The sequence below is a fragment of the Zhouia amylolytica genome, assembly GCF_900116365.1.
In the GTDB taxonomy this organism is placed as follows: Bacteria; Bacteroidota; Bacteroidia; order Flavobacteriales; family Flavobacteriaceae; genus Zhouia; species Zhouia amylolytica.
The window spans coordinates 226,029-246,614 of record NZ_FPAG01000003.1; the positions used below are offsets into that span (position 1 = coordinate 226,029).

General features: G+C 37.4%; 15 protein-coding genes. 5 read left to right on the plus strand and 10 right to left on the minus strand.

Translation table 11 applies throughout. The features are described from left to right. Nucleotides 1-4 precede the first annotated feature (4 nt). The 3 genes from BM361_RS06035 to BM361_RS06045 all read left to right on the plus strand — a co-directional run bounded on the left by BM361_RS06035 (nucleotide 5) and on the right by BM361_RS06045 (nucleotide 5,671). The gene (locus tag BM361_RS06035; protein WP_074977640.1) at nucleotides 5-1,612 is read left to right on the plus strand and encodes a beta-N-acetylhexosaminidase; all 1,608 of its coding nucleotides are present in this window, start codon (nucleotides 5-7) and stop codon (nucleotides 1,610-1,612) included. 13 nt (nucleotides 1,613-1,625) lie between these two features. Then, nucleotides 1,626-4,991, plus strand: coding sequence for a glycoside hydrolase family 2 TIM barrel-domain containing protein (locus BM361_RS06040; RefSeq protein ID WP_074977641.1), 3,366 nt, complete (start codon nucleotides 1,626-1,628; stop codon nucleotides 4,989-4,991). Nucleotides 4,992-5,239: 248 nt separating this feature from the next. After that, complete coding sequence (locus BM361_RS06045) at nucleotides 5,240-5,671, plus strand: CBS domain-containing protein (protein ID WP_038266112.1); 432 nt, start codon at nucleotides 5,240-5,242, stop codon at nucleotides 5,669-5,671. 11 nt (nucleotides 5,672-5,682) lie between these two features. On the opposite strand, the gene BM361_RS06050 is transcribed toward BM361_RS06045, so the two are convergent. The 8 genes from BM361_RS06050 to tamL form a co-directional block, all read right to left on the minus strand. Further along, entirely contained in the window at nucleotides 5,683-6,660 is a 978-nt protein-coding gene (locus BM361_RS06050; protein WP_074977642.1) for a YpdA family putative bacillithiol disulfide reductase, read from the minus strand. Beyond that, nucleotides 6,660-7,319, minus strand: a complete 660-nt coding sequence (gene rpe / locus BM361_RS06055; RefSeq protein ID WP_074977643.1) for a ribulose-phosphate 3-epimerase — start codon at nucleotides 7,317-7,319, stop codon at nucleotides 6,660-6,662. Before rpe ends, BM361_RS06050 begins: the two co-directional genes overlap by 1 nt. An 818-nt stretch (nucleotides 7,320-8,137) precedes the next feature. Continuing rightward, the gene (locus BM361_RS06060) at nucleotides 8,138-9,001 is read right to left on the minus strand and encodes a sigma-70 family RNA polymerase sigma factor (RefSeq protein ID WP_038266105.1); all 864 of its coding nucleotides are present in this window, start codon (nucleotides 8,999-9,001) and stop codon (nucleotides 8,138-8,140) included. Between the two features lie 203 nt (nucleotides 9,002-9,204). Beyond that, entirely contained in the window at nucleotides 9,205-11,349 is a 2,145-nt protein-coding gene (locus tag BM361_RS06065; protein ID WP_074977644.1) for a polyribonucleotide nucleotidyltransferase, read from the minus strand. Nucleotides 11,350-11,538: 189 nt separating this feature from the next. Continuing rightward, nucleotides 11,539-11,808, minus strand: a complete 270-nt coding sequence (rpsO, locus tag BM361_RS06070) for a 30S ribosomal protein S15 (protein WP_038266100.1) — start codon at nucleotides 11,806-11,808, stop codon at nucleotides 11,539-11,541. 212 nt (nucleotides 11,809-12,020) lie between these two features. After that, complete coding sequence (gene accD, locus BM361_RS06075) at nucleotides 12,021-12,878, minus strand: acetyl-CoA carboxylase, carboxyltransferase subunit beta (RefSeq protein ID WP_074977646.1); 858 nt, start codon at nucleotides 12,876-12,878, stop codon at nucleotides 12,021-12,023. A gap of 81 nt (nucleotides 12,879-12,959) precedes the next feature. Then, entirely contained in the window at nucleotides 12,960-14,027 is a 1,068-nt protein-coding gene (gene fbaA / locus BM361_RS06080; protein WP_038266093.1) for a class II fructose-bisphosphate aldolase, read from the minus strand. Between the two features lie 60 nt (nucleotides 14,028-14,087). Further along, nucleotides 14,088-16,628 (minus strand): translocation and assembly module lipoprotein TamL, encoded by a 2,541-nt coding sequence (gene tamL, locus BM361_RS06085; RefSeq protein WP_074977834.1) that lies wholly within the window; start codon nucleotides 16,626-16,628, stop codon nucleotides 14,088-14,090. A 148-nt stretch (nucleotides 16,629-16,776) separates the two neighbouring features. Between tamL and BM361_RS06090 the strand changes: the two genes are divergently transcribed. Continuing rightward, nucleotides 16,777-17,508, plus strand: coding sequence for a TrmH family RNA methyltransferase (locus BM361_RS06090; RefSeq protein ID WP_074977648.1), 732 nt, complete (start codon nucleotides 16,777-16,779; stop codon nucleotides 17,506-17,508). Here the strand turns inward: BM361_RS06090 and porT are convergent, their stop codons facing one another. Beyond that, nucleotides 17,509-18,213: a type IX secretion/gliding motility protein PorT/SprT gene (porT, locus tag BM361_RS06095; protein WP_038266089.1), complete on the minus strand. Its 705-nt coding sequence runs from the start codon at nucleotides 18,211-18,213 to the stop codon at nucleotides 17,509-17,511. A gap of 108 nt (nucleotides 18,214-18,321) precedes the next feature. Beyond that, nucleotides 18,322-19,050 carry a bifunctional demethylmenaquinone methyltransferase/2-methoxy-6-polyprenyl-1,4-benzoquinol methylase UbiE gene (ubiE, locus tag BM361_RS06100; protein WP_038266086.1) on the minus strand — a complete coding sequence of 243 codons (729 nt, stop codon included), beginning with the start codon at nucleotides 19,048-19,050 and terminating at the stop codon, nucleotides 18,322-18,324. A 177-nt stretch (nucleotides 19,051-19,227) separates the two neighbouring features. Here ubiE and trkA point away from each other — a divergent pair, with 177 nt between their 5' ends. Continuing rightward, a complete protein-coding gene (gene trkA / locus BM361_RS06105) occupies nucleotides 19,228-20,577 on the plus strand; it encodes a Trk system potassium transporter TrkA (RefSeq protein ID WP_038266083.1) in 1,350 nt (449 codons plus the stop codon). The last annotated feature ends 9 nt before the right edge of the window (nucleotides 20,578-20,586 follow it).

Below are 20,586 nucleotides of genomic sequence, written 5' to 3' on the forward strand. Positions count from 1 at the left end.
TATAATGAAATTAGTAAATAATTTATTGGCTTGTGTTTTGGTACTCTTTACAGTTACTTTACATGCGCAACACACCAGAGTAATACCACAACCCTTAAAGGTTGAATCAAAAGAAGGTAGTTACACCATAACACCAAAGGTTAAAATTATAGCCGATAAAAATGATTATAATGCGCAATTCCTTAAAGAACTCCTTGAAGAAGAATATCAGTTAGATCTAAAAATAGCTGGTAAAGGAAAAAAGGGAATTATACTGAAGCTCGATACTGCACTTTCAAATGAATTAGGTGAAGAAGGGTATACCCTGGAGGTGTTAAAAAATAAAATCGAAATTAAAGCGCCTAATACAACAGGGGTGTTTTATGGTATTCAGACCTTAAGACAACTCATTAAGAACAATGGTGAGGTCGCCGCAGTGAGTATTACAGATAATCCGCGATTTGCATGGCGCGCATTCATGCTCGATGAAGCCAGGTATTTTAAAGGAAAAGAACAGGTCAAAAAATTACTCGATCAGATGGCTTTGCTTAAAATGAATGTGTTTCACTGGCATTTAACCGACGATCAGGGTTGGAGAATTGAAATTAAAAAATATCCAAAACTTACCGAAGTGGGAGGGTTTAGATCCAATACCCAAATTGGAGGTTGGAACAGTGAGAAAAGATCTGGAGAACCACATGGAGGGTATTATACCCAGGACGAAATCAAGGAAATTATTGAATATGCCGCAGCCCGACATATAAAAGTAGTGCCTGAAATAGAAATGCCCGGACATGCCTCAGCGGCCATAGCTGCTTATCCATGGTTAGGGACCATCGGAGAATTAAAAGAGGTGCCGGTAGTGTTTGGGAAACTTCCGGATTCATATAATGTAGCCGACCCTAAAGTATTTCAGTTTTTAGAAGATGTGCTTCTTGAAGTCATGAACCTGTTTCCTGAAAAAACGATCCATATTGGTGGCGATGAGGTAAAGTTTGATGCATGGAAAGAAAGTGAGTTTGTACAGAACTTCATGAAAGAAAATAAATTAAACACGCCAACCGATCTTCAAATATTCTTTACCAATAAGATTTCTAACTTCCTGGATAAATATGATCATCGAATGATGGGGTGGAATGAAGTTCTGGGAGGAAATGTTCATGAATGGCAAAAGAAAGAAGATATGGAGACTAAAGAAGAATTGGCTCAAAGTACAATAGTGCATTTTTGGAAGGGAAACCTCGATATGGTTACCGATGCTGTGAACAGAGGTTATGATATCGTAAACTCCTATCATGTGTTCACATACCTGGATTATAACTACGGGTATACGCCAATTGAAAATTCCTATAGTTTCGATCCGGTTCCCGAAGGCTTAGATGCAAAGTACCACGAGAAAGTACTTGGCCTGGGATGCCAGATGTGGAGTGAATGGATTCCAACCGTTCAGGATATGGATCGAATGGTGTTTCCTAGATTAGCTGCCTATGCTGAAGTCGGGTGGACAGCCAAAGACAGAAAAAATTTCGATGTGTTTATTGAAAATTTAAATCCTATCTTGGATCACTGGGAAAAGAAAGGCATCAAATATGCTGATAAATTTAGAAAAGCAGATTTTAAAGAAGTAAAATAACAAGAATTAAGCTATGATGAAAAAGAAAGGGGTGTCCCTGGTAGGATTACTGGTAGCTGGGTATCTGGCGCAAGCACAGCAGCTCCCTAAAGAATTGAATCATTATATTGAGAATCCACAGGTGATTTCTGAAAATAAAGAGGAAGCACATGCTACCTTTTATTCCTTTTCAAGTGAAGAAAAAGCACTTGAAAATAACTGGAAAACATCAGGTAATTATTTGTCATTAGACGGAACCTGGAAGTTTAAATGGGTAAGAAAACCTTCAGATCGACCACAAGACTTCATTAACCCTGATGTGAATGTAAGTAATTGGGACGATATTCAGGTTCCTGCGAATTGGGAAGTTGAAGGCTTTGGAGTGCCAATCTATGTAAACCATCAATATGAATTTGCAGATTATAAAGCACCCGTTTCGGAAGAAATGGAATTTGTGGATAGAATCTATCCCGCAAATCCAGGAGATGTACCTTCCGATTATAACCCTGTAGGATCTTATAGAAAAGAATTTACTATCGATGATTCCTGGTCAGCCAAAGAAGTTTTTCTACATATCGGCGCCATGAAATCAGGTGGATTCGTATGGATCAATGGAACCTATGTAGGATACTCTCAAGGGAGTAAACTTCCTGCAGAATTCAATATTTCAAAATATCTGAAACCGGGAAAAAATACGATTGCATTACAAATTTTCAGATGGACCGATGGTTCGTACCTCGAATGCCAGGATTTCTGGAGAATAAGTGGTATCGAAAGAAGTGTATACCTGTATGCACAACCAAAGGTTCGTATCAAGGATGTGGAAATGATGGCAACCCTAGACGAGACCTATAAGAATGGTGTGCTGGATTTGGCTATCGATCTCGAGAATAAAACAGAAAAAAGAGAAAAACTGGAAGTATCCTATAAGATTCTGGATAAGTATGGGATATTAGTGGCTAATGATACGCAGCCACTCAAGATGGAAGCAGGAGAAAGTACCACATTTAATTTTGCTGCTTATGTACTGCAAGCAATGCCGTGGACAGCAGAAACTCCGGATCTTTATAAGGTAATTGTTACTACAAAGACCAAGAGAGGGGATGTACTTGAGGTTACCTCTGCTAATGTAGGCTTCAGAACCGTTGAGATTAAAAATGGCTTACTGAAGATAAACGGACAAACCGTTACCCTCAAAGGCGTTAATACACAAGAACATAATCCGGAAACAGGACATGTGGTAAGTGAAGAACAGATCATTAAAGATATTCAGCTTTGGAAAGAGAATAATATCAATGCAGCTCGTTTAAGTCACTATCCGCAATCGGAAAAGTTTTATGAGCTGTGTGATAAATACGGAATTTATGTGGTTGATGAAGCGAATATCGAATCACATGGAATGTATTATGGCGAGCATTCATTAGCTAAAAAACCTGAATGGGAAAAAGCCCATGTAGACCGAATGATTCGTATGGTGGAGCGTGATAAAAACCATCCATCCGTGATTATCTGGTCAATGGGGAATGAAGCAGGTAATGGGATTAACTTTTTCAATGCATATAATGAAATAAAAGCCCATGATCCGCAAAAGAGACCGGTTCAATACGAAAGAGCTTATAAGCCTGAAGACGGAAACCTGTTTGATATGGATACCAATACCGATATTATTGTGCCACAATACCCATCGCCGGGAACTTTCGAATATATCGGGACCTCTAAAACAGATCGACCATTCATCCCAAGTGAATATGCCCATGCTATGGGGAATAGTACAGGAAATTTCCAGGACTATTGGGATGTGATCGAACAACACGATAATCTCCAAGGAGGATTTATATGGGATTGGGTAGATCAGTCAATTTGGAAAACCAATGAGAAAGGACAAAAGTATTATGCCTACGGAGGTGATTATGGAGAAAGTATGCCTTCTGATAACACGTTCCTGAATAATGGTATAATCTTCCCTGATAGAACTCCACAACCTGCATTACACGAAGTTAAAAAAGCGCATGAGTTCATTAACTTCAAGAACAAAGGAATTAACAGAGACGGACAAATAAGAGTGCTGGTTGAAAACTTATACGACTTTATCGATCTTAACAGGTTTGATTTAACCGCTCAAATAAAAGCAGACGGTGAGGTGTTAAAGACAATCCCGATGGGAAGTATCGATGTAGAACCACATACCGGGAAATTGATCAGAGTGCCTTTAGACGGTGTTACCTATAAGCCAAACACAGAATATTTTGTCGAGGTTTCAGCAACCCTTAAAAAGGATTGGGGAATATTGAAGGCCGGATATGAAGTAGCTCATGAACAAATCTATTTAGATAGAAAGGTAAATTGGAATCCTGCTAAATTAGAAAATCAGGGAACCGTTAATATAAAACAGAACAAAGAAGAGCTGACGCTTTCCGGTGAAGGTTTTGAGATGCTGTTTGATAAGGCTAAGGGTAAAATGACTTCCTATGTTTATGAGGGTACAGAGTTGATAAAAGATGGCAACGGACCTAAGCCGAATTTCTGGAGAGCTCCAACAGACAACGATTTCGGTAATAGAATGCAGGAAAGAAATATCGAGTGGAAAAGAGCTTCGTTAGAGGCAGAGGTACAATCCTTCAAAACAACTAAGAAGGATGATGGTAGCGTTGAGGTTGCAATAACCTTTTACCTGCCTGGTGTAGAAACTACCTTCGAATCGGTATATACAGCGATGTCTAATGGAGTGGTTATAATAGCAAATACCTTAAATACGACATCCTATAAGGCCGATATTCCAAGAATCGGAATGCGCATGCAGTTACCAAAGAAGTATGAAAATATGACTTATTTTGGACGCGGACCTTGGGAGAATTATCAAGATCGAAAAGCAGCAGCTTTTGTAGATCTGTATACGTCAAAAGTTAAAGATCAATACGTACCGTATATCCGTCCACAGGAAAATGGTTATAAGACAGATGTGAGATGGGTGGCACTAACCGATAATTCAAACAGTGGATTGCTGGTAGTTTCTTCTAAAAAGAACGCAAAAGATCTTGGTGTGAGTGCATTGCATATGTTGAACGAAGATTTCGATGCAACTCCTGGTATCTCTTATAAGCAGGATAAGAAAGCAGTAGAGAAACATGCAACCAAAGATGATAATTACAGTGATGGAATGCCGGAAGTTAATATCAGTAAACATACAATTGATATTGTCGAAAAAGACCTGGTACAACTAAATATTGATCTTGAACAACGTGGCGTTGCAGGAGATAATAGTTGGGGAGCGAGACCTCAGGAAAAATACCAGTTAAAAGGAGACCAAAAGCATGAGTATGCTTTCTACCTCATACCTTTCAAAGGTGGAAATACTGCAAATACCATCAACACGGCTAAGCAATATTACACTGCTGAGTAACATAAAGATTTAATAGAATCTATAACGGGAGTATATTCATATACTCCCGTTTTTTTTTTGATCCATGTAGAATGATATTTATCATGGTAAAATAAATAGATATCATTGAAATTTATAGTCCCTAATAAATACTAAAGTTGTGAAGCAAAATTAAATAGCCATCATTTCTGATAAGAGGGAATGATTGAAGCTGTTTTAAGAAACGCTAAACGGAAACAATTTGGTCGTTAAACTTAAACTTTAAAGAAATGAAAAACGAAGTTCCAGTATCAAAAATAATGTCAACTAACCTGGTGAATTTAAATCTTGATGATAGCTTGTACAAGGCAGAAGAACTTTTCAAGAAGAATCAAATCAGGCACCTTCCCGTAATAAAAGGTAAGAAATTGGTAGGAATTTTGAGCTATACGGATTTATTGAGACTGAGCTATGTCGATAGTATAGATGATAATCTCGATGCCGATAATTTTGTTTATGATACCTTGTCAGTAAAGCAAGTAATGATGGGAAAACCAGTATTTGTATCAACTGATACTTCGATCAGAGAAGTCTCTAAAATTCTTTCAGAAAGAGAATTTCATGCCCTTCCGGTAGTGGATCAACATAAAAATTTAGTGGGAATTATAACAACCACTGATCTTATAAAATATTACCATAGCCTGTTATACGAACAAGAGTAATCCAAGCAGATTTATACCTCTGAATGTTGCTTGCTGATAATGTGGTTTAAGATCATTTGGGCATGTATACGGGAGTTTTCAATAAACCATAGGTGTGTGTCCATTCCACCACAAATAACACCTGCCAAATAGAGGTTGTTGATGTTGGTCTCCATGGTCTCTTCATTATATTGAGGGTAGAATTTACCATCATCAGACAATTGGACTCCTATTTTTTCTAAAAACTTAAAATTGGGCTTGTAACCCGTTAAGGCAATGACATAATCATTAGGGATAGAAACAATACCCCGGTTGGTATTAAGAACGATTTCTGAATCTTTGATTTCCTGTACCTCCGTATTGTAATACGCCTTGATGCTTCCTTCCGCAATACGATTTTCAATATCCGGTTTTACCCAATATTTCACACGCCTGCCAATTTCAGGACCGCGTATGAGCATCGTTACATCAGCTCCTTTTCGATAACACTCAAGAGCAGCATCTACAGCTGAGTTGCTGGCACCAATAACCGCCACTTTTTGCATGGCGTAAAAATGAGGGTCTTTGTAATAATGAGAAACCTTAGGAAGATCTTCCCCAGGTACATTGAGGAGGTTTGGAATGTCGTAAAAACCAGTAGCGACAATAGCATATTCCGATTGATAGGATGTCTTGTCGGTAGTTATGGTGAAAGTGTTGTTATGTTTGGCGACCTCCGTAACCTTTTCAAAAAGATGAATGTTTAATTCATTGGAAGTGACGATACGTCGGTAGTATTCTAAAGCCTCATCTCTTTTTGGTTTAGCCTCCTTACTAATAAAAGGAACTCCACCAATTTCCAGTTTCTCCGATGAAGAGAAAAACTGCATATTAATAGGGTAGTTGAATAAGGAATTTACGATAGGGCCTTTCTCTATGATTAAATAGTTAAGGCCCTTTTTTTTAGCTTCTAAAGCACATGCAATTCCAATAGGACCACCGCCAATAATGATGAGGTCTAAATGCTTCATTAAGAAATAACTTCTTTTAATTCTTTTATCGTCTTAATCTGATCTTCACTGCTAAAAACAAAGTTTCCTGCAACTAAAACATCAGCTCCGGCATCGATAAGATCTTTTGCATTGTTGGCATTAACACCACCATCGATTTCGATGAGTGTAGATGCATTTTTCTCTTTGATGAGCGCTTTCAGTTGTTTTACCTTGTTGTAAGTGTTCTCGATGAACTTTTGTCCCCCAAATCCCGGATTCACACTCATGATGATCACGAGGTCAATGTCTTGAATGATATCTGCTAATACAGATACGTTGGTGTGTGGGTTAAGTGCTACTCCCGCTTTCATGCCCTCGGCTTTGATGGCCTGCATGGTTCTGTGTAAGTGATTACAGGCTTCGAAATGTACCGTTAGGTTCGCTGTACCAAGATCAGCAAATGCCTTGATATAACGATCTGGGTCTACAATCATTAAATGCACATCCAAAGGCTTTTTAGCATGTTTGTTGATTGCATCAAGTACAGGCATTCCAAATGAGATATTAGGAACAAAAACACCATCCATAATATCGATGTGAAACCAATCAGCATCACTCTGGTTAACCATCTCAATATCTCTTTGAAGATTGGCAAAATCTGCCGCTAATAATGAAGGGGCTACTAATTTGTCGTTCATTGTGTGTCGTTTATGATGCTGCAAAAATAATTATTTATAAAGAAACACAACGAATGATTAAGAAAGGTTTATTACTTATTGACGATTCAGGGTCAATTTGAAGGAAGGAACCACGAGGGAGCAACCTGAAAGGAGCTTTTTAGCCGCCATGTTTAAAATGATATAAATTATATCATTTCCTTTCTTCCGAGAACTTTTTACTTCACAATTTCCTGTGGTTTAAGCCATACTTTAGGCATAGATACGGTATGGTTAAAGTATGGATAGAGTATGAGCAGGTATAGATTGGTTTATAACTGTATAAATTGTATCCGGTATGTAAGAAAAAAAAGGGGCAACCTCAAAAGTTGTTTCTTGAAGAAAATGATTTAGCATACTTCCACCTGTCATTCCACACCCATTGTCATTCCGAATCCAATGTCATTCCGCATTTATTGCGGAATCCATTCTCCTCCGAACACTCTCACCCCAATATTATTCAGCACCCAATATCATTCAGCACCCAATGTCATTCCGCATTTATTGCGGAATCCATTCTGCTCCGAAGGTTCTCACTCCCAATATCATTCCGCACGCTATGTCGTTCCGCATGTACAGCGAATGAATAGGCATAGATAGGTATTTTAACTGTATAAATGGAATCCGCTATGTAAGACAATAAAAGGTAGTGTGAGAGAATGCCTGTTTGTAAATAAAAAAAACTCCGGTAATCAGCCGGAGTTCATTCATCAATCAAAAAACGAACAGTTATCCCGTTATATCGGAACTGTTGTACTACAAAAATAGTGAATTTTGAGTAAAATCACTACTTTATTAACTTATCCTAAATAGGTCTTCAGAATTTTACTCCTTGAAGTATGTTTTAATCTTCTGATAGCCTTTTCTTTAATCTGACGAACGCGTTCACGTGTCAAATCAAATGTTTCTCCAATTTCTTCCAGTGTCATAGGGTGCTGATCACCTAAACCAAAATAAAGTCTGATAACATCAGCCTCACGTGGTGTAAGAGTTTCAAGAGCACGTTCTATTTCAGTACGGAGTGATTCATGTAAAAGGTCCTTGTCAGGATTTGGTGATTCACCACTACGAAGTACATCATAAAGGTTTGAGTCTTCTCCTTCTACTAATGGTGCGTCCATCGATACATGACGACCAGAATTCTTCATTGACTCCTTTACATCATTAACAGACATGTCAAGCTCCTTAGCAATTTCTTCTGCACTAGGCATACGCTCATGAGCTTGCTCTAAAAATGCATACGTCTTATTGATCTTATTGATTGAACCAATTTTATTAAGAGGTAATCGAACAATACGAGATTGTTCCGCTAATGCCTGTAAAATAGACTGTCTAATCCACCATACTGCATACGAAATGAACTTAAAACCACGAGTTTCATCAAAACGTTGAGCAGCTTTTATAAGACCAAGATTTCCTTCATTGATCAAATCAGGTAATGTTAAACCCTGATTCTGATACTGCTTTGCTACCGAAACAACAAAACGTAAGTTCGCTTTCGTTAGTTTCTCTAAAGCTCGTTGATCTCCTGCTTTAATACGTTGTGCTAATTCTACTTCTTCTTCTGCGGTAATTAAGTCAACCTTCCCTATTTCCTGAAGATACTTGTCTAATGAAGCAGTTTCTCTGTTAGTTACCTGCTTCGTAATTTTCAGTTGTCTCATCTATTTTACTCCCGAGTTTATTATAAATAATAGCGTGTGAATGGTTATACGTAAGAAAAGGGCAAAAGGTTACAGAAAGTATAGAAAATTTTATTTTTTTTCCGGTTTTTCCCGGTTAGGAGCTTGTAAAATAGTTAGTTGCTTTTTGAATTTCTTAAAAATAAGAATAAAAAAAAGCCCTGAATTTTCAGGGCTTTGATGATTTATTTATTTTCTTGTGGCTTCTTTTTCTCCTGTCTTGGAGGTCGAGGCAACAAGGCTTTTCTTGAAACTTTAGGTTTCTTGGTACGCGGATCTAAACCAATATACTTCACTTCGATTTCATCCCCAAGGTTCACATAATCTGTAACCTTTTCCACACGTTTCCAGTCAAGTTCTGAAATGTGTAGTAAAGAATCTTTACCAGGTACAAATTCGATAACAGCACCAAAGTCTAATATTTTAACAACTTTAACTTTGTAAGTTTCGCCTTCAACTGGAGTAAAAGTAACGTTTTGTACCGATTGAATCGCTTTGTCAATACCATCCTGATCTACACCTAAGATTTCAACAATTCCTAAATCGTCTACTTCGTCGATAACGATTTCAGTTTTTGTTTCTTCTTGTAGTGCCTGAATGTTTTTACCACCAGGTCCGATAACGGCACCGATAAATTCTTTTGGAATTTCAACTTTAACGATTTTCGGAGCATGAGCTTTTACATGTTCAGCGGCAGTAGGGATAGTTTCGGTAATCTTACCTAAAATATGCATACGTCCATCTCTTGCCTGCTCTAAAGCTTGCTCAAGAATTTCATAGCTCAAGCCTTTAATCTTGATGTCCATCTGACATGCTGTAATCCCGTCCTCAGTACCGGTTACTTTAAAGTCCATGTCACCCAGGTGATCTTCATCTCCTAAGATATCAGATAATACAGCAAACTTAGCACCATCGGAGATAAGTCCCATAGCAATACCTGATACAGGTTTTTTCAATGGTACACCGGCATCCATTAAGGCCATAGTACCGGCACAAACAGTTGCCATTGAAGAAGAGCCATTCGATTCAAGTACCTCAGATACTACTCTTACCGTATAAGGGAAATCTGAAGGAAGTACTTTTTTCAAAGCTCTTTGTGCAAGGTTTCCATGTCCTACCTCACGTCTTGATGTACCTCTGATAGGTCTTGCTTCACCTGTTGAAAAAGGAGGGAAGTTATAGTGTAAATAGAATTTTTCTTCACCTTGTTCCGTCGGACGGTCAATTACGTTTACTTCTCTTGAAGTACCAAGGGTAACAGTAGCTAACGCTTGAGTTTCTCCCCTGGTAAATATAGAAGAACCATGTGTAGATGGTAAATAATCTATCTCACACCAGATTGGTCGAATGTCAGTTGGTTTTCTACCATCCAAACGAATTTTTTCGTCAAGAATAAGGTTTCTGACAGCTTCCTTTTGAGCTTTTCCGAAATATTTGCCAATAAGATCGCCGTTCTCTTCAAGCTCTTCTTCTGTAAATAATTCCTGGCAAGCCTCCTTCACAGCAGCAAACTGCTCACCTCTTTCACTTTTAGAAGTACCATCTTTAGCTATGTCATAGCATTTAGAGTATGCGAAGTCATAGATCTTCTGAGCCATTTCTTCATTTTCCTTCTCAGGCTCATATTCTCTTGTTTCTTTGGCTCCAACTTGCGCCACAAGACTGTTTTGAGCTTCTATCTGAACTTTAATGGCTTCATGGGCAAACTTAATAGCCTCCGCCATTTCCTTTTCAGAAACTTCATCCATTTCACCCTCTACCATAGAGACAGAATCAATAGTAGCACCAACCATGATGTCCATATCACAGTCTTCAAGCTCCGCTTTGCTAGGGTTGATAATGAACTCTCCATTTAATCTACCAACTCTGGTTTCAGAAATTGGTCCGTCAAAAGGGATGTCAGATAGCGCTAGACATGCTGAAGCAGCCAATCCTGCTAAAGCATCAGGCATTACATTTTCATCATGCGACATTAACTGAATCATTACCTGCGTCTCAGCATGGTAATCTTTTGGGAATAAAGGACGTAAAACACGATCCACTAAACGCATCGTTAATATCTCCTGATCACTCGGACGTGCTTCTCTTTTTAAGAAACCTCCCGGGAACCTACCTGCAGCAGCAAATTTTTCTCTGTAATCTACTGTTAACGGTAGAAAATCAATGTCAGGATTAGAAGTGCGTGCCGAAACAACTGTTGCAAGCAACATAGCATCACCCATTCTAACAACTACAGAACCGTCAGCTTGTTTGGCTAACTTTCCTGTTTCCAGGGAAATGGATCTACCATTCCCTAAATCAATAATCTCTTTTTTTACTTCAGGGATCATAAATTATTTTAATTAATTAAACAAAGGGCGTTGTGTTGTTGTGTAGTTGTTGTCTTTCTACCCAATGAAAAACTAATAATTCCAGCTTTTTTACAATTCTTATTTCGTTGAATATAAGAATTTAGCATTAGATACTTATAAAAGTACGGTAAAAGCTATAAAAAAAAGAGGCACGTAGCCTCTTTAAATTTACTTTCTTAATCCTAGTTCCTTAACTATCGAACGATATCTTTCGATATCTTTATTTTTTAAATAGTCTAGTAAACTTCTTCTTTTACCTACCAATTTAACTAGAGCGCGCTCTGTGTTAAAATCTTTACGATTCTTTTTAAGGTGCCCAGTTAAGTGGCTGATTCGGTGAGTGAACAATGCAATTTGTCCTTCTGTTGAACCAGTGTTGTTTTCAGCTCCACCGTGCTTTTTAAAGATCTCTGCCTTTACTTCTTTAGTTAAATACATTCCAATATTATTTAAATGATTTTTATGTACCCCATAACAGACCTTCTGTTACAGGCCGCAAATATAGAAATATTTTCGCTAACTGATCCGTTTTAATCAAATTAAATCTTTTCAATTTAAAGGCAATAGGGCTTTAGCATTCAGGAAGTTGTATGCATATCCGAAAGAAGTAAGGGGCTTGAAATAAAAAAGCCCCGGATCCGGGGCTTTTATTATGCTCTGTAAGGTTGATTTGTTACCAAATCAATATATAAATTAACCCGGTCTTTTAAATCTCTTCTATGAATGATGAAGTCTAAAAATCCATGTTCAAGTACAAATTCCGCAGTCTGAAATCCATCAGGTAAATCTTTACCAGTAGCCTCTTTTACTACTCGCGGACCAGCAAAACCAATTAAGGCACCAGGTTCTGCAATATTAATGTCTCCTAACATTGCATACGAAGCTGTCGTACCTCCGGTAGTCGGATCCGTACATAATGAGATGTATGGAATCTTAGCCTCTGCAAGTTGTGCAAGCTTAGCAGAAGTCTTGGCAAGCTGCATTAAAGAAAGGGCAGCCTCCATCATTCTGGCTCCTCCTGATTTTGAAATCATCATGAAAGGAATCTTGTTCTTTAAAGAGTAGTCAATCGCTCTTGCGATCTTTTCTCCAACAACACTACCCATCGAACCACCGATGAATGCAAAATCCATACAAGCGATTACGAGCTTTTTACCTTTAGATTTTCCAACTGCAGTGCGAACTGCATCCTTTAAGCCTGTTTTTTCCTGAGCTTGTTTTAGACGATCAGAATACTTTTTAGTGTCTTCAAACTTAAGAGGGTCTTTCGACATTAAGTTAGCATCCAATTCCTTGAATTTGTTGTCGTCAAAAAGGATTGAAAAATATTCGTTACTCCCAATTCTAACATGATAATCATCCTCCGGACTCACATAAAAGTTTTTGGCAAGCTCTTCAGCTTCAACGATCTTCCCCGTAGGAGATTTATACCATAAACCTTTTGGTGTGTCTTTTTTTTCTTCGGTTTTGGTTTGAATACCTTTTTCTTTTCTTTTAAACCAAGCCATTAGTTATTAGTTTTAGTATTAAGTATGTTAATAGCCATCTTTCAAAAAGTATAGATGGCTATTAACAATAGTGTGTTCTATTTATAACGTGTTAACGTTATTAAGGTCTTCAAAAGCCTTTTTTAATCTTGCGATGAAAGTCTTTTCACCTTCACGTAACCATACACGTGGATCATAATGCTTTTTGTTTGGAGCATCATCTCCTTCAGGGTTACCAATTTGTGTTTGCAAATATGCAGATTTATTTTGAATGTAATCTCTAACACCTTCTAAAAATGCATATTGTAAATCAGTGTCGATATTCATCTTTATAACTCCGTATCCGATTGACTCTCTGATTTCTTCTAAAGAAGATCCTGAACCACCATGGAAAACATAATCAATAGTGTTGTGAGGAACACCATATTTTTCAGAAATATACTCTTGAGAGTCTTTTAGGATGGTCGGTTTTAACTTTACGTTACCTGGCTTGTAAACCCCATGTACATTACCAAAAGCAGCTGCGATGGTGAAACGCGGACTTACCTTCATTAATTCTTCATAAGCATACGCTACTTCTTCAGGTTGAGTATATAGGCGAGATTCATCTACATCAGTATTGTCTACTCCATCTTCTTCACCACCTGTAATACCTAACTCTATTTCAAGAGTCATTCCCATTTTGCTCATACGAGCTAAATATTGCTTACATGTTTCGATGTTTTCTTCAATTGGCTCTTCAGAAAGATCGATCATATGTGAGCTGAATAATGGTTTACCTGTCTCCGCAAAGTGTTTTTCACTCGCAGATAGCATTCCATCAACCCATGGTAGTAGTTTTTTAGCACAGTGATCCGTGTGAAGAATTACTGTTGCACCATATAATTCAGCTAGTTCATGTACGTGCTTAGCACCTGCAACAGCACCTGCTACAGCTGACTTCTGATCTTCGTTTGATAGTCCTTTCCCTGCGTTAAACTGTGCACCTCCATTAGAGAACTGAATAATTACAGGAGCGTTAATTTCTGCTGCAGTTTCTAATACTGCATTAATGGTATCCGTACCTATCACATTCACTGCGGGTAGGGCAAACCCTTTTTCTTTTGCGTAGTTAAAAATCGCTTGTACTTCGTCTCCAGTTGCTACACCCGGTTTGATGTTGTGACTCATAATTTAAAATAATTTATTATTTCGTTTTGTGTTGAAAGGCAAAAGTAATAAAAACATGGCTTAGAACGGATAATTTATTCCAATATTCAAAACTGCATTTCGGAAGTTATATTCGTTAAACCACCTTTTGTCTTTTTCTAATGCCGGATTGTATGTTTTGAATCCGGTGTCTAATCTGATTACAAAGAAACTGAAATCATATCGAACTCCAAAGCCAGACCCAATAGCTAGTTCTGATAGTGATTTGAACCCCTCAAATACCCGCTCTTCACTTTCAACTTCGTCTAACACGTTCCAGATGTTACCGGAGTCTACAAAAAGGGCCCCTTTTAAATCTCCTAAAATATTAAATCGGTATTCTAAGTTAAAGGCTATCTTGAAGTTAGCTTCGTTGTAGTCTTCAAGATTGTCGGTTCTTCCAGGTCCTAAAGAGTAGGGTTGCCAGGCTCTGTTATCATTAGATCCACCAGCAAAATAACTTCGTATAAATGGTATGTTGTTGGAATTGCCATAAGGAATAGCAATACCTGTGAATGCCCTGAAGGCAAGCGTATTGGTTTTAAAAACACGCCAGTGTTTTATGAAGTCAAATTCAGATTTTACGTATTGTGAATAGGGAACTCCAAATACCAGATTGTTGCCGTTTTCATCCTCGTCGAAAGGAAATATAGACGCAATTCCTGATAAAAGATTCCCGGCTAATTCAATTTTAGTTCTAAATTGATAGAAATTGTTATCGGTGTAACTCTTCCTGTTATTTTTAGTGTATGTGAAGTTCGAAGCAAAAATTAAATTGTCGGTCGTAAGACGTTCCTCTTGTTCGGCAATGCTGCTGAACTCTTCCTGATCTTCTATGTTGTTTAAAACAATATCACCATTGTCTACAGCATTTATAAAAGCATTGGTTCCTTCAGGAATGACAAGTTGAGGCGATTCGGTATCAGGTTTGTAAAATTCAGGATATTGATTTTCATAAGGTGCAGCTAAATCGTTTAGACGATCATAGCTGTTGCGGTATACCAAATAATAGCGCTCTGGATTCAGGTTTTTAACAAATTGAATATTAATGAGTTCGAATATGTTCTTCTGATAACTCGAAGGATCCCAGGTGTACCGCAATAAACTGTTTAAGCTCTGTTTGTCTAATCCAATATTTTTTTGGGTGGTGATACCTGCCGATAAGCGTGTATTTGGATTCATGTATTTTGGAACATACTTGTCTGTGTTAAACGGTAACAGGAATCTTGGGAAGTTTAAGTTGATGTCTCCTCCAAATTCAAGAATATTAAAGAATGGGTCATCCTCATCTCTGAGTTCCCGCGATGATCCTATCGTTCCTTTCAGTGCTAACTCCAAAGTCTCAGCACCTCTGAAAACATTTCTGCTTAAAAGCGACGTTCCAAAAGACATTCCAATGTCTTGGATGTTCGAATGTGATATATCTGTGTTTAGACCTAAAGAGAATTTAGGTCTTGAGGTAATGTAAATGTTTGAATTTAATTTAGAATCCGAACTGTCTGTATAAGTATACTCTATCGTCGGATATCTGAAAATTTTAAGGTTGCTTATTTGCCGGTAGGTTAACGTTCTGTCCTGGTCCTTGTATATGTCTCCCGGAATTATAGCAACCGCATCGGTCAATGCTTTAGGTTTGTAACGAAGCTCGTCCTTGTAGTAGATAGTGTAATTATCGTATTGTATAGTGTCTGTATAGGCGCCGATGTTGGTGTCCGTAAAAATGTTTACATTATTAATACTGTGTACCTTATAAGGGATTTCTCTTAAAGAGTCACCAACGCGTTCATAGGCATTGTCAATTATGATTGTGGTAGGCATTTGGTAGTCCTCATTGGCCTCAATAGTATCTCTTTGGATATCGTAGGTTATGGAGGTTCTTTGAAAACGATATATACCGGAATTGAGATATAGGTCATTCAGTCGTTCCCGTTCAGCACTGAAATTGTTTAAGTTGAATTGATCCCCCGATTTGATTATGGATAGATTCTGATGTGCCTTATAAATAGAATCCAGAACATCTGAAACGATCTCTGTGGTTAATGAATCAATGATGTAAGGTTCACCCGTGTTAATTTTATAAGAGATTTCGGCTCTCTTTCTTTTTCGTTTTGTGGTGTCGATCTCAAAAGAAGTAGTGTTGTTGAAATAGCCAAAATTGTAGGCGTACTTGCTGAGCCTTTCTGAAGACTTTTCAGCTTCTTCTTCGTTAATAATTACAGGAGCTTCCCCAGAGTTTCTCAACCAATTATTGAAATCTATTTTGTATTCAGCTAAACGAATTAATTGTTTTTCCGAAAGCACACTCTTCCAAAAGTTTGCAGAATCTAATTGTTTCTGTAATCGGGCAAGGTAGATAGAGTCTGAGTTCTTCTTGGCAAGATTGTAAATGGCTAGCCTTAAAGGACTGTTGGGTTTTTGCGAAATAAGTCCGTCGAGTTCTTCGTTTTTGATTTTCTCGTCATTAATATAAATGGTGTTTTTAGTAAGGAGTAATTCACCATCTTCAACACGTTTTACCGCATTACATGAAGAAATCAGTAATATTATCAGGAATACCGTTATTTTTGAAAAAAAGTTTTTCAAGCAGATCTTAGTTTTGTCATTAGAGCTTTTGGTTATGTATTTCGATAATTTAATAACGATAAAAAATGTTAATCGGAATAATAGTGGCAAATTTGCAAATTATTTTCAATAGTTAAGTGCTTTTAATAGCTGAAAATACATTATTTAAATGGTTACTAAAAATGAAATTAAGCTTGTAAAGAGTTTACAGCAAAAAAAGTACCGAACTTTAAACGGCCTGTTCGTAGTTGAAGGAATAAAAGGGATTGATGAATTTTTAAACTCTGATTATAAGCTGGAACGGCTTTATGTAACAGATGATTCCCTTTTTGAAAATGTCGACGATGAAAAAACACCAATAAAGGAGGCTGATTTAAAGCGTATGAGTTCCCTTAAAAACCCGAATAAAGCGCTTGCGTTATTCCAAATGAACAAGGTAGTTGAGGAAATAGGTGAAGAGGGATTGGTGCTGGCACTTGATGAGATAAGGGATCCTGGGAACCTCGGAACTATCATTCGTCTGTGCGATTGGTTTGGAATAGAGCATTTGGTGTGCAGTGAGGAAACGGTGGATTGCTTTAATTCAAAAGTTGTACAGGCAACAATGGGATCGTTGACTCGTGTAAATATTGTTTATACAGATCTTTTAGATTTTATAAAGAAAACTAATTTGCCGGTTTTTGCTGCAGATATGCATGGCAGCAATGTCTATAAAACCGAGTTGCCTGATACTGGAATTTTGGTGATGGGTAATGAGGCAAACGGGATTTCTGAAGCCATAATGGATTCGGTTCAGTTTAAGGTAGCAATCCCTCAATTTGGAGCATTCCAAAAAACAGAAAGTTTGAATGTAGCTACAGCAACAGCAATTTTATTGAGTGAATTTAGACGTACACTTTAATTATTCGAAAGTAAAGTTTACGAACACTCCTCTGGAATACATATTGTTCAAATTTGAAGTCCATGGACTGTTAGGGTCGTTGTCCGGAATCAGCTCATCCGATAAAGCAAAAACTCCTCTGACCGATGGGGAAAATTTAAAGTAGGGAAGGTAGAAGTCTACCCCAAATCCCAGTTCATAGTATAATGTGTTCTTCTTCATTCGGAAAGTGCCACCCGAATTATCTTCCTGACTGTCAAATTCACTGCTTAAATTGATGGAACCGGATACACCGCCAACTAAATACGGTTTAAAATTACCCAACCTTTTAGTGCCGACTTTAAGAAGGAGCGGAAAATGAATATAGGTAGAAGCAACCTCTCTTTTGTAATCGTTAATGTCTGAGAACCCCGGAAAGCCTAAATCACGCTTGTTGTAATATAGTCCGGGCTCCAGTCGTAAATCTAAATAATCGTTGATTCTCAAATTTCCAATTAATCCAACATTAAATCCTATAGATTTGGCGACCAAAACATCTCCTTCGTCATTAATGTAGTCGAATTTAAAGTCGTATTGATTAAACCCTAAGAAGTATCCCCAATGAACGGTTTGCTTGTCAAAGTTTTCCAGGTTCATAATTGGGTCTTCATTAAAAATTCTAAGTTGGGCAGTTCCCTCAGTTAAGAAGCAACATATAAAAAGGAGGCAAAAAAAATATTTTTTCATTCGTTCTTGCTTTTTTAGCCCTGTGAAATAAATAAAACTTTTATCATTTCGAAAGTAATTTTGTCAAAAATTGAAATTACTGATAAAGGTTTGCCTTTTCCACATGGTTTATTTAGAGGCTACATAAATAGATGCTGCCCCAAAAGTTTGTGGTTTATCTTCCACATTAATAAACCCGATTTTTCTTAAAATATTGTTGAAAGCTTCACCATGAGGAAACATACTTGCTGATTTAGATAAATACGAGTATGCCGATTTATCTTTTGAGAATACTTTCCCTATCACTGGAAGAATAGCATTGGTGTAAAATTGATACCCCTGTCTGTAAGGTGTTTTGGTGGGTACAGAAGTTTCCAGAACAACAAAAGTTCCTCCAGGTTTTAGTACCCTGTATATTTCAGAAAGGCCTTTTTCAAGGTTTTCAAAATTTCTAACTCCAAAGGCAACTGAAACGGCGTCAAAACTATTATCGTCGAAAGGAAGTGCTTCACTGTCTCCGATAACCATTTCTATCTTGTCATCCAGATTAAGTCTGGAGACCTTTACTTTACCAACCTCGAGCATTCCGGGAGAAAGATCCAATCCTACGATCTTTTTTGCACTGGTGTTTGCAAAGCTTATGGCTAAATCGCCCGTTCCGGTAGCGATGTCTAAAATGCTTTCAGGTTTTGTGTCACCTATTATTTTTACGACTTTCTTTCGCCATTTAATGTCAATGCCAAAGGAGATAACACGATTAAGCCCATCGTATTTTCCCGAGATATTATCAAACATTTGGGTAACTTGCTCCTTTTTGCTTAAGGAAGAGTCTTTATAAGGGTTGATTTTTTTAGACATGCTTTTTTAAACTTTCGGCAAAGATAGTATATTGATAACTTCTATTCACGTTTTATACCCATTAGGTTTCTATTTTGGTTGGTTTATTTACTTAAGTTATAAACCCTTGGTGAGTAGTTTAGTGATAATGTATTTTTACTATATATTTGCATAGAATAATTGTGTATTCATTCATAGATGAAAATTATTATAGCAGGTGCTGGTGAAGTAGGTTTTCATTTGGCAAAATTATTGTCATACGAATCCCAGGACATCACACTTATAGATACAAATAAAGAAAGTCTCGCTTACGCAGATACTCATTTAGATATTAAAGTTTTAAAGGGTGATGCAACCTCTATAGCCGTACTTAAAGATGCCCGTGTAGAAAGTTCCGATTTGGTAATTGGAGTTACAGCAACCGAAACTACCAATATAACCTTGTGCTTGTTAGCGAAACAATTAGGGTGTACGCGTACTATTGCGAGAATTTCAAACACGGAATTCATTCATAATAAGAATGAAATCGGTTTTGCTGAATTAGGAATTGATGAATTGATTTCGCCTGAGCAATTAGCCGCTGAAGAAATTCAATTATTGCTGGATCAATCTGCATTCAACGATAGTTATGAGTTTGAAGGTGGGGCCTTAACCATGGTAGGAACCTCATTGCAACATACAGCTCCGTTTATAGGGAAAACAGTTAAGGAAGCGGCTTCTATTTTTCCCGAACTGCATTTTGTTCCTATAGCCATTCAGAGATTTGGAACTCAATATACTCTTATTCCAAGAGGAGATACTGTTTTTAAAGAAGGAGATCAAGCATATTTTGTTACTTCTGAGGCAGGAGTGAAGGAATTGTATAAACTTACCGGGAAAACGAAAGAGGAGATAAAAGATGTAATGATCCTTGGGGGGAGTAAAATCGGTTATAAAACCGCCAGAGATCTTTGTATTAATAAGTTTAGGGTGAAGCTTATTGAAAAAGATAAAAACAAATCATTCGACCTTGCCGATTTATTACCAAATGCCCTTATTATTAATGGAGATGGTAGAAATGTTGAGTTGCTGGAAGAAGAAGATATTGAAGAAATGGATGCTTTTATCGCTGTAACAGGTAATTCCGAAACCAATATCATGTCATGTTTGGTGGCTAAATCCCGAAATATTAAGAAAACAATTGCCTTGGTTGAGAACATGGATTATTTCCAGCTTTCACAATCAATAGGTATTGATACGCTGATTAATAAAAAGCTTTTAGCAGCGAATAATATATTCAGACATATACGAAAAGGAGAAGTAGTAGCACTAACCCGATTAAATAATCTGAATGCTGAAATCCTGGAGTTTATTGTAAAAAGAACTTCAGAAGTAACAGGAAAGAAAATAAAAGAGCTTGATTTTCCAAGGTCTGCTGTTATTGCCGGTGTAATTCGCGATGGAAAAGGAATGATAGCCTTAGGTGATTTTCAGATTAAGGATGGCGATCGTGTAGTGGTATGCTGTTTACCGCGATCAATAGCTCGTATTGAAAAACTATTTTTATAATTCTAGGTA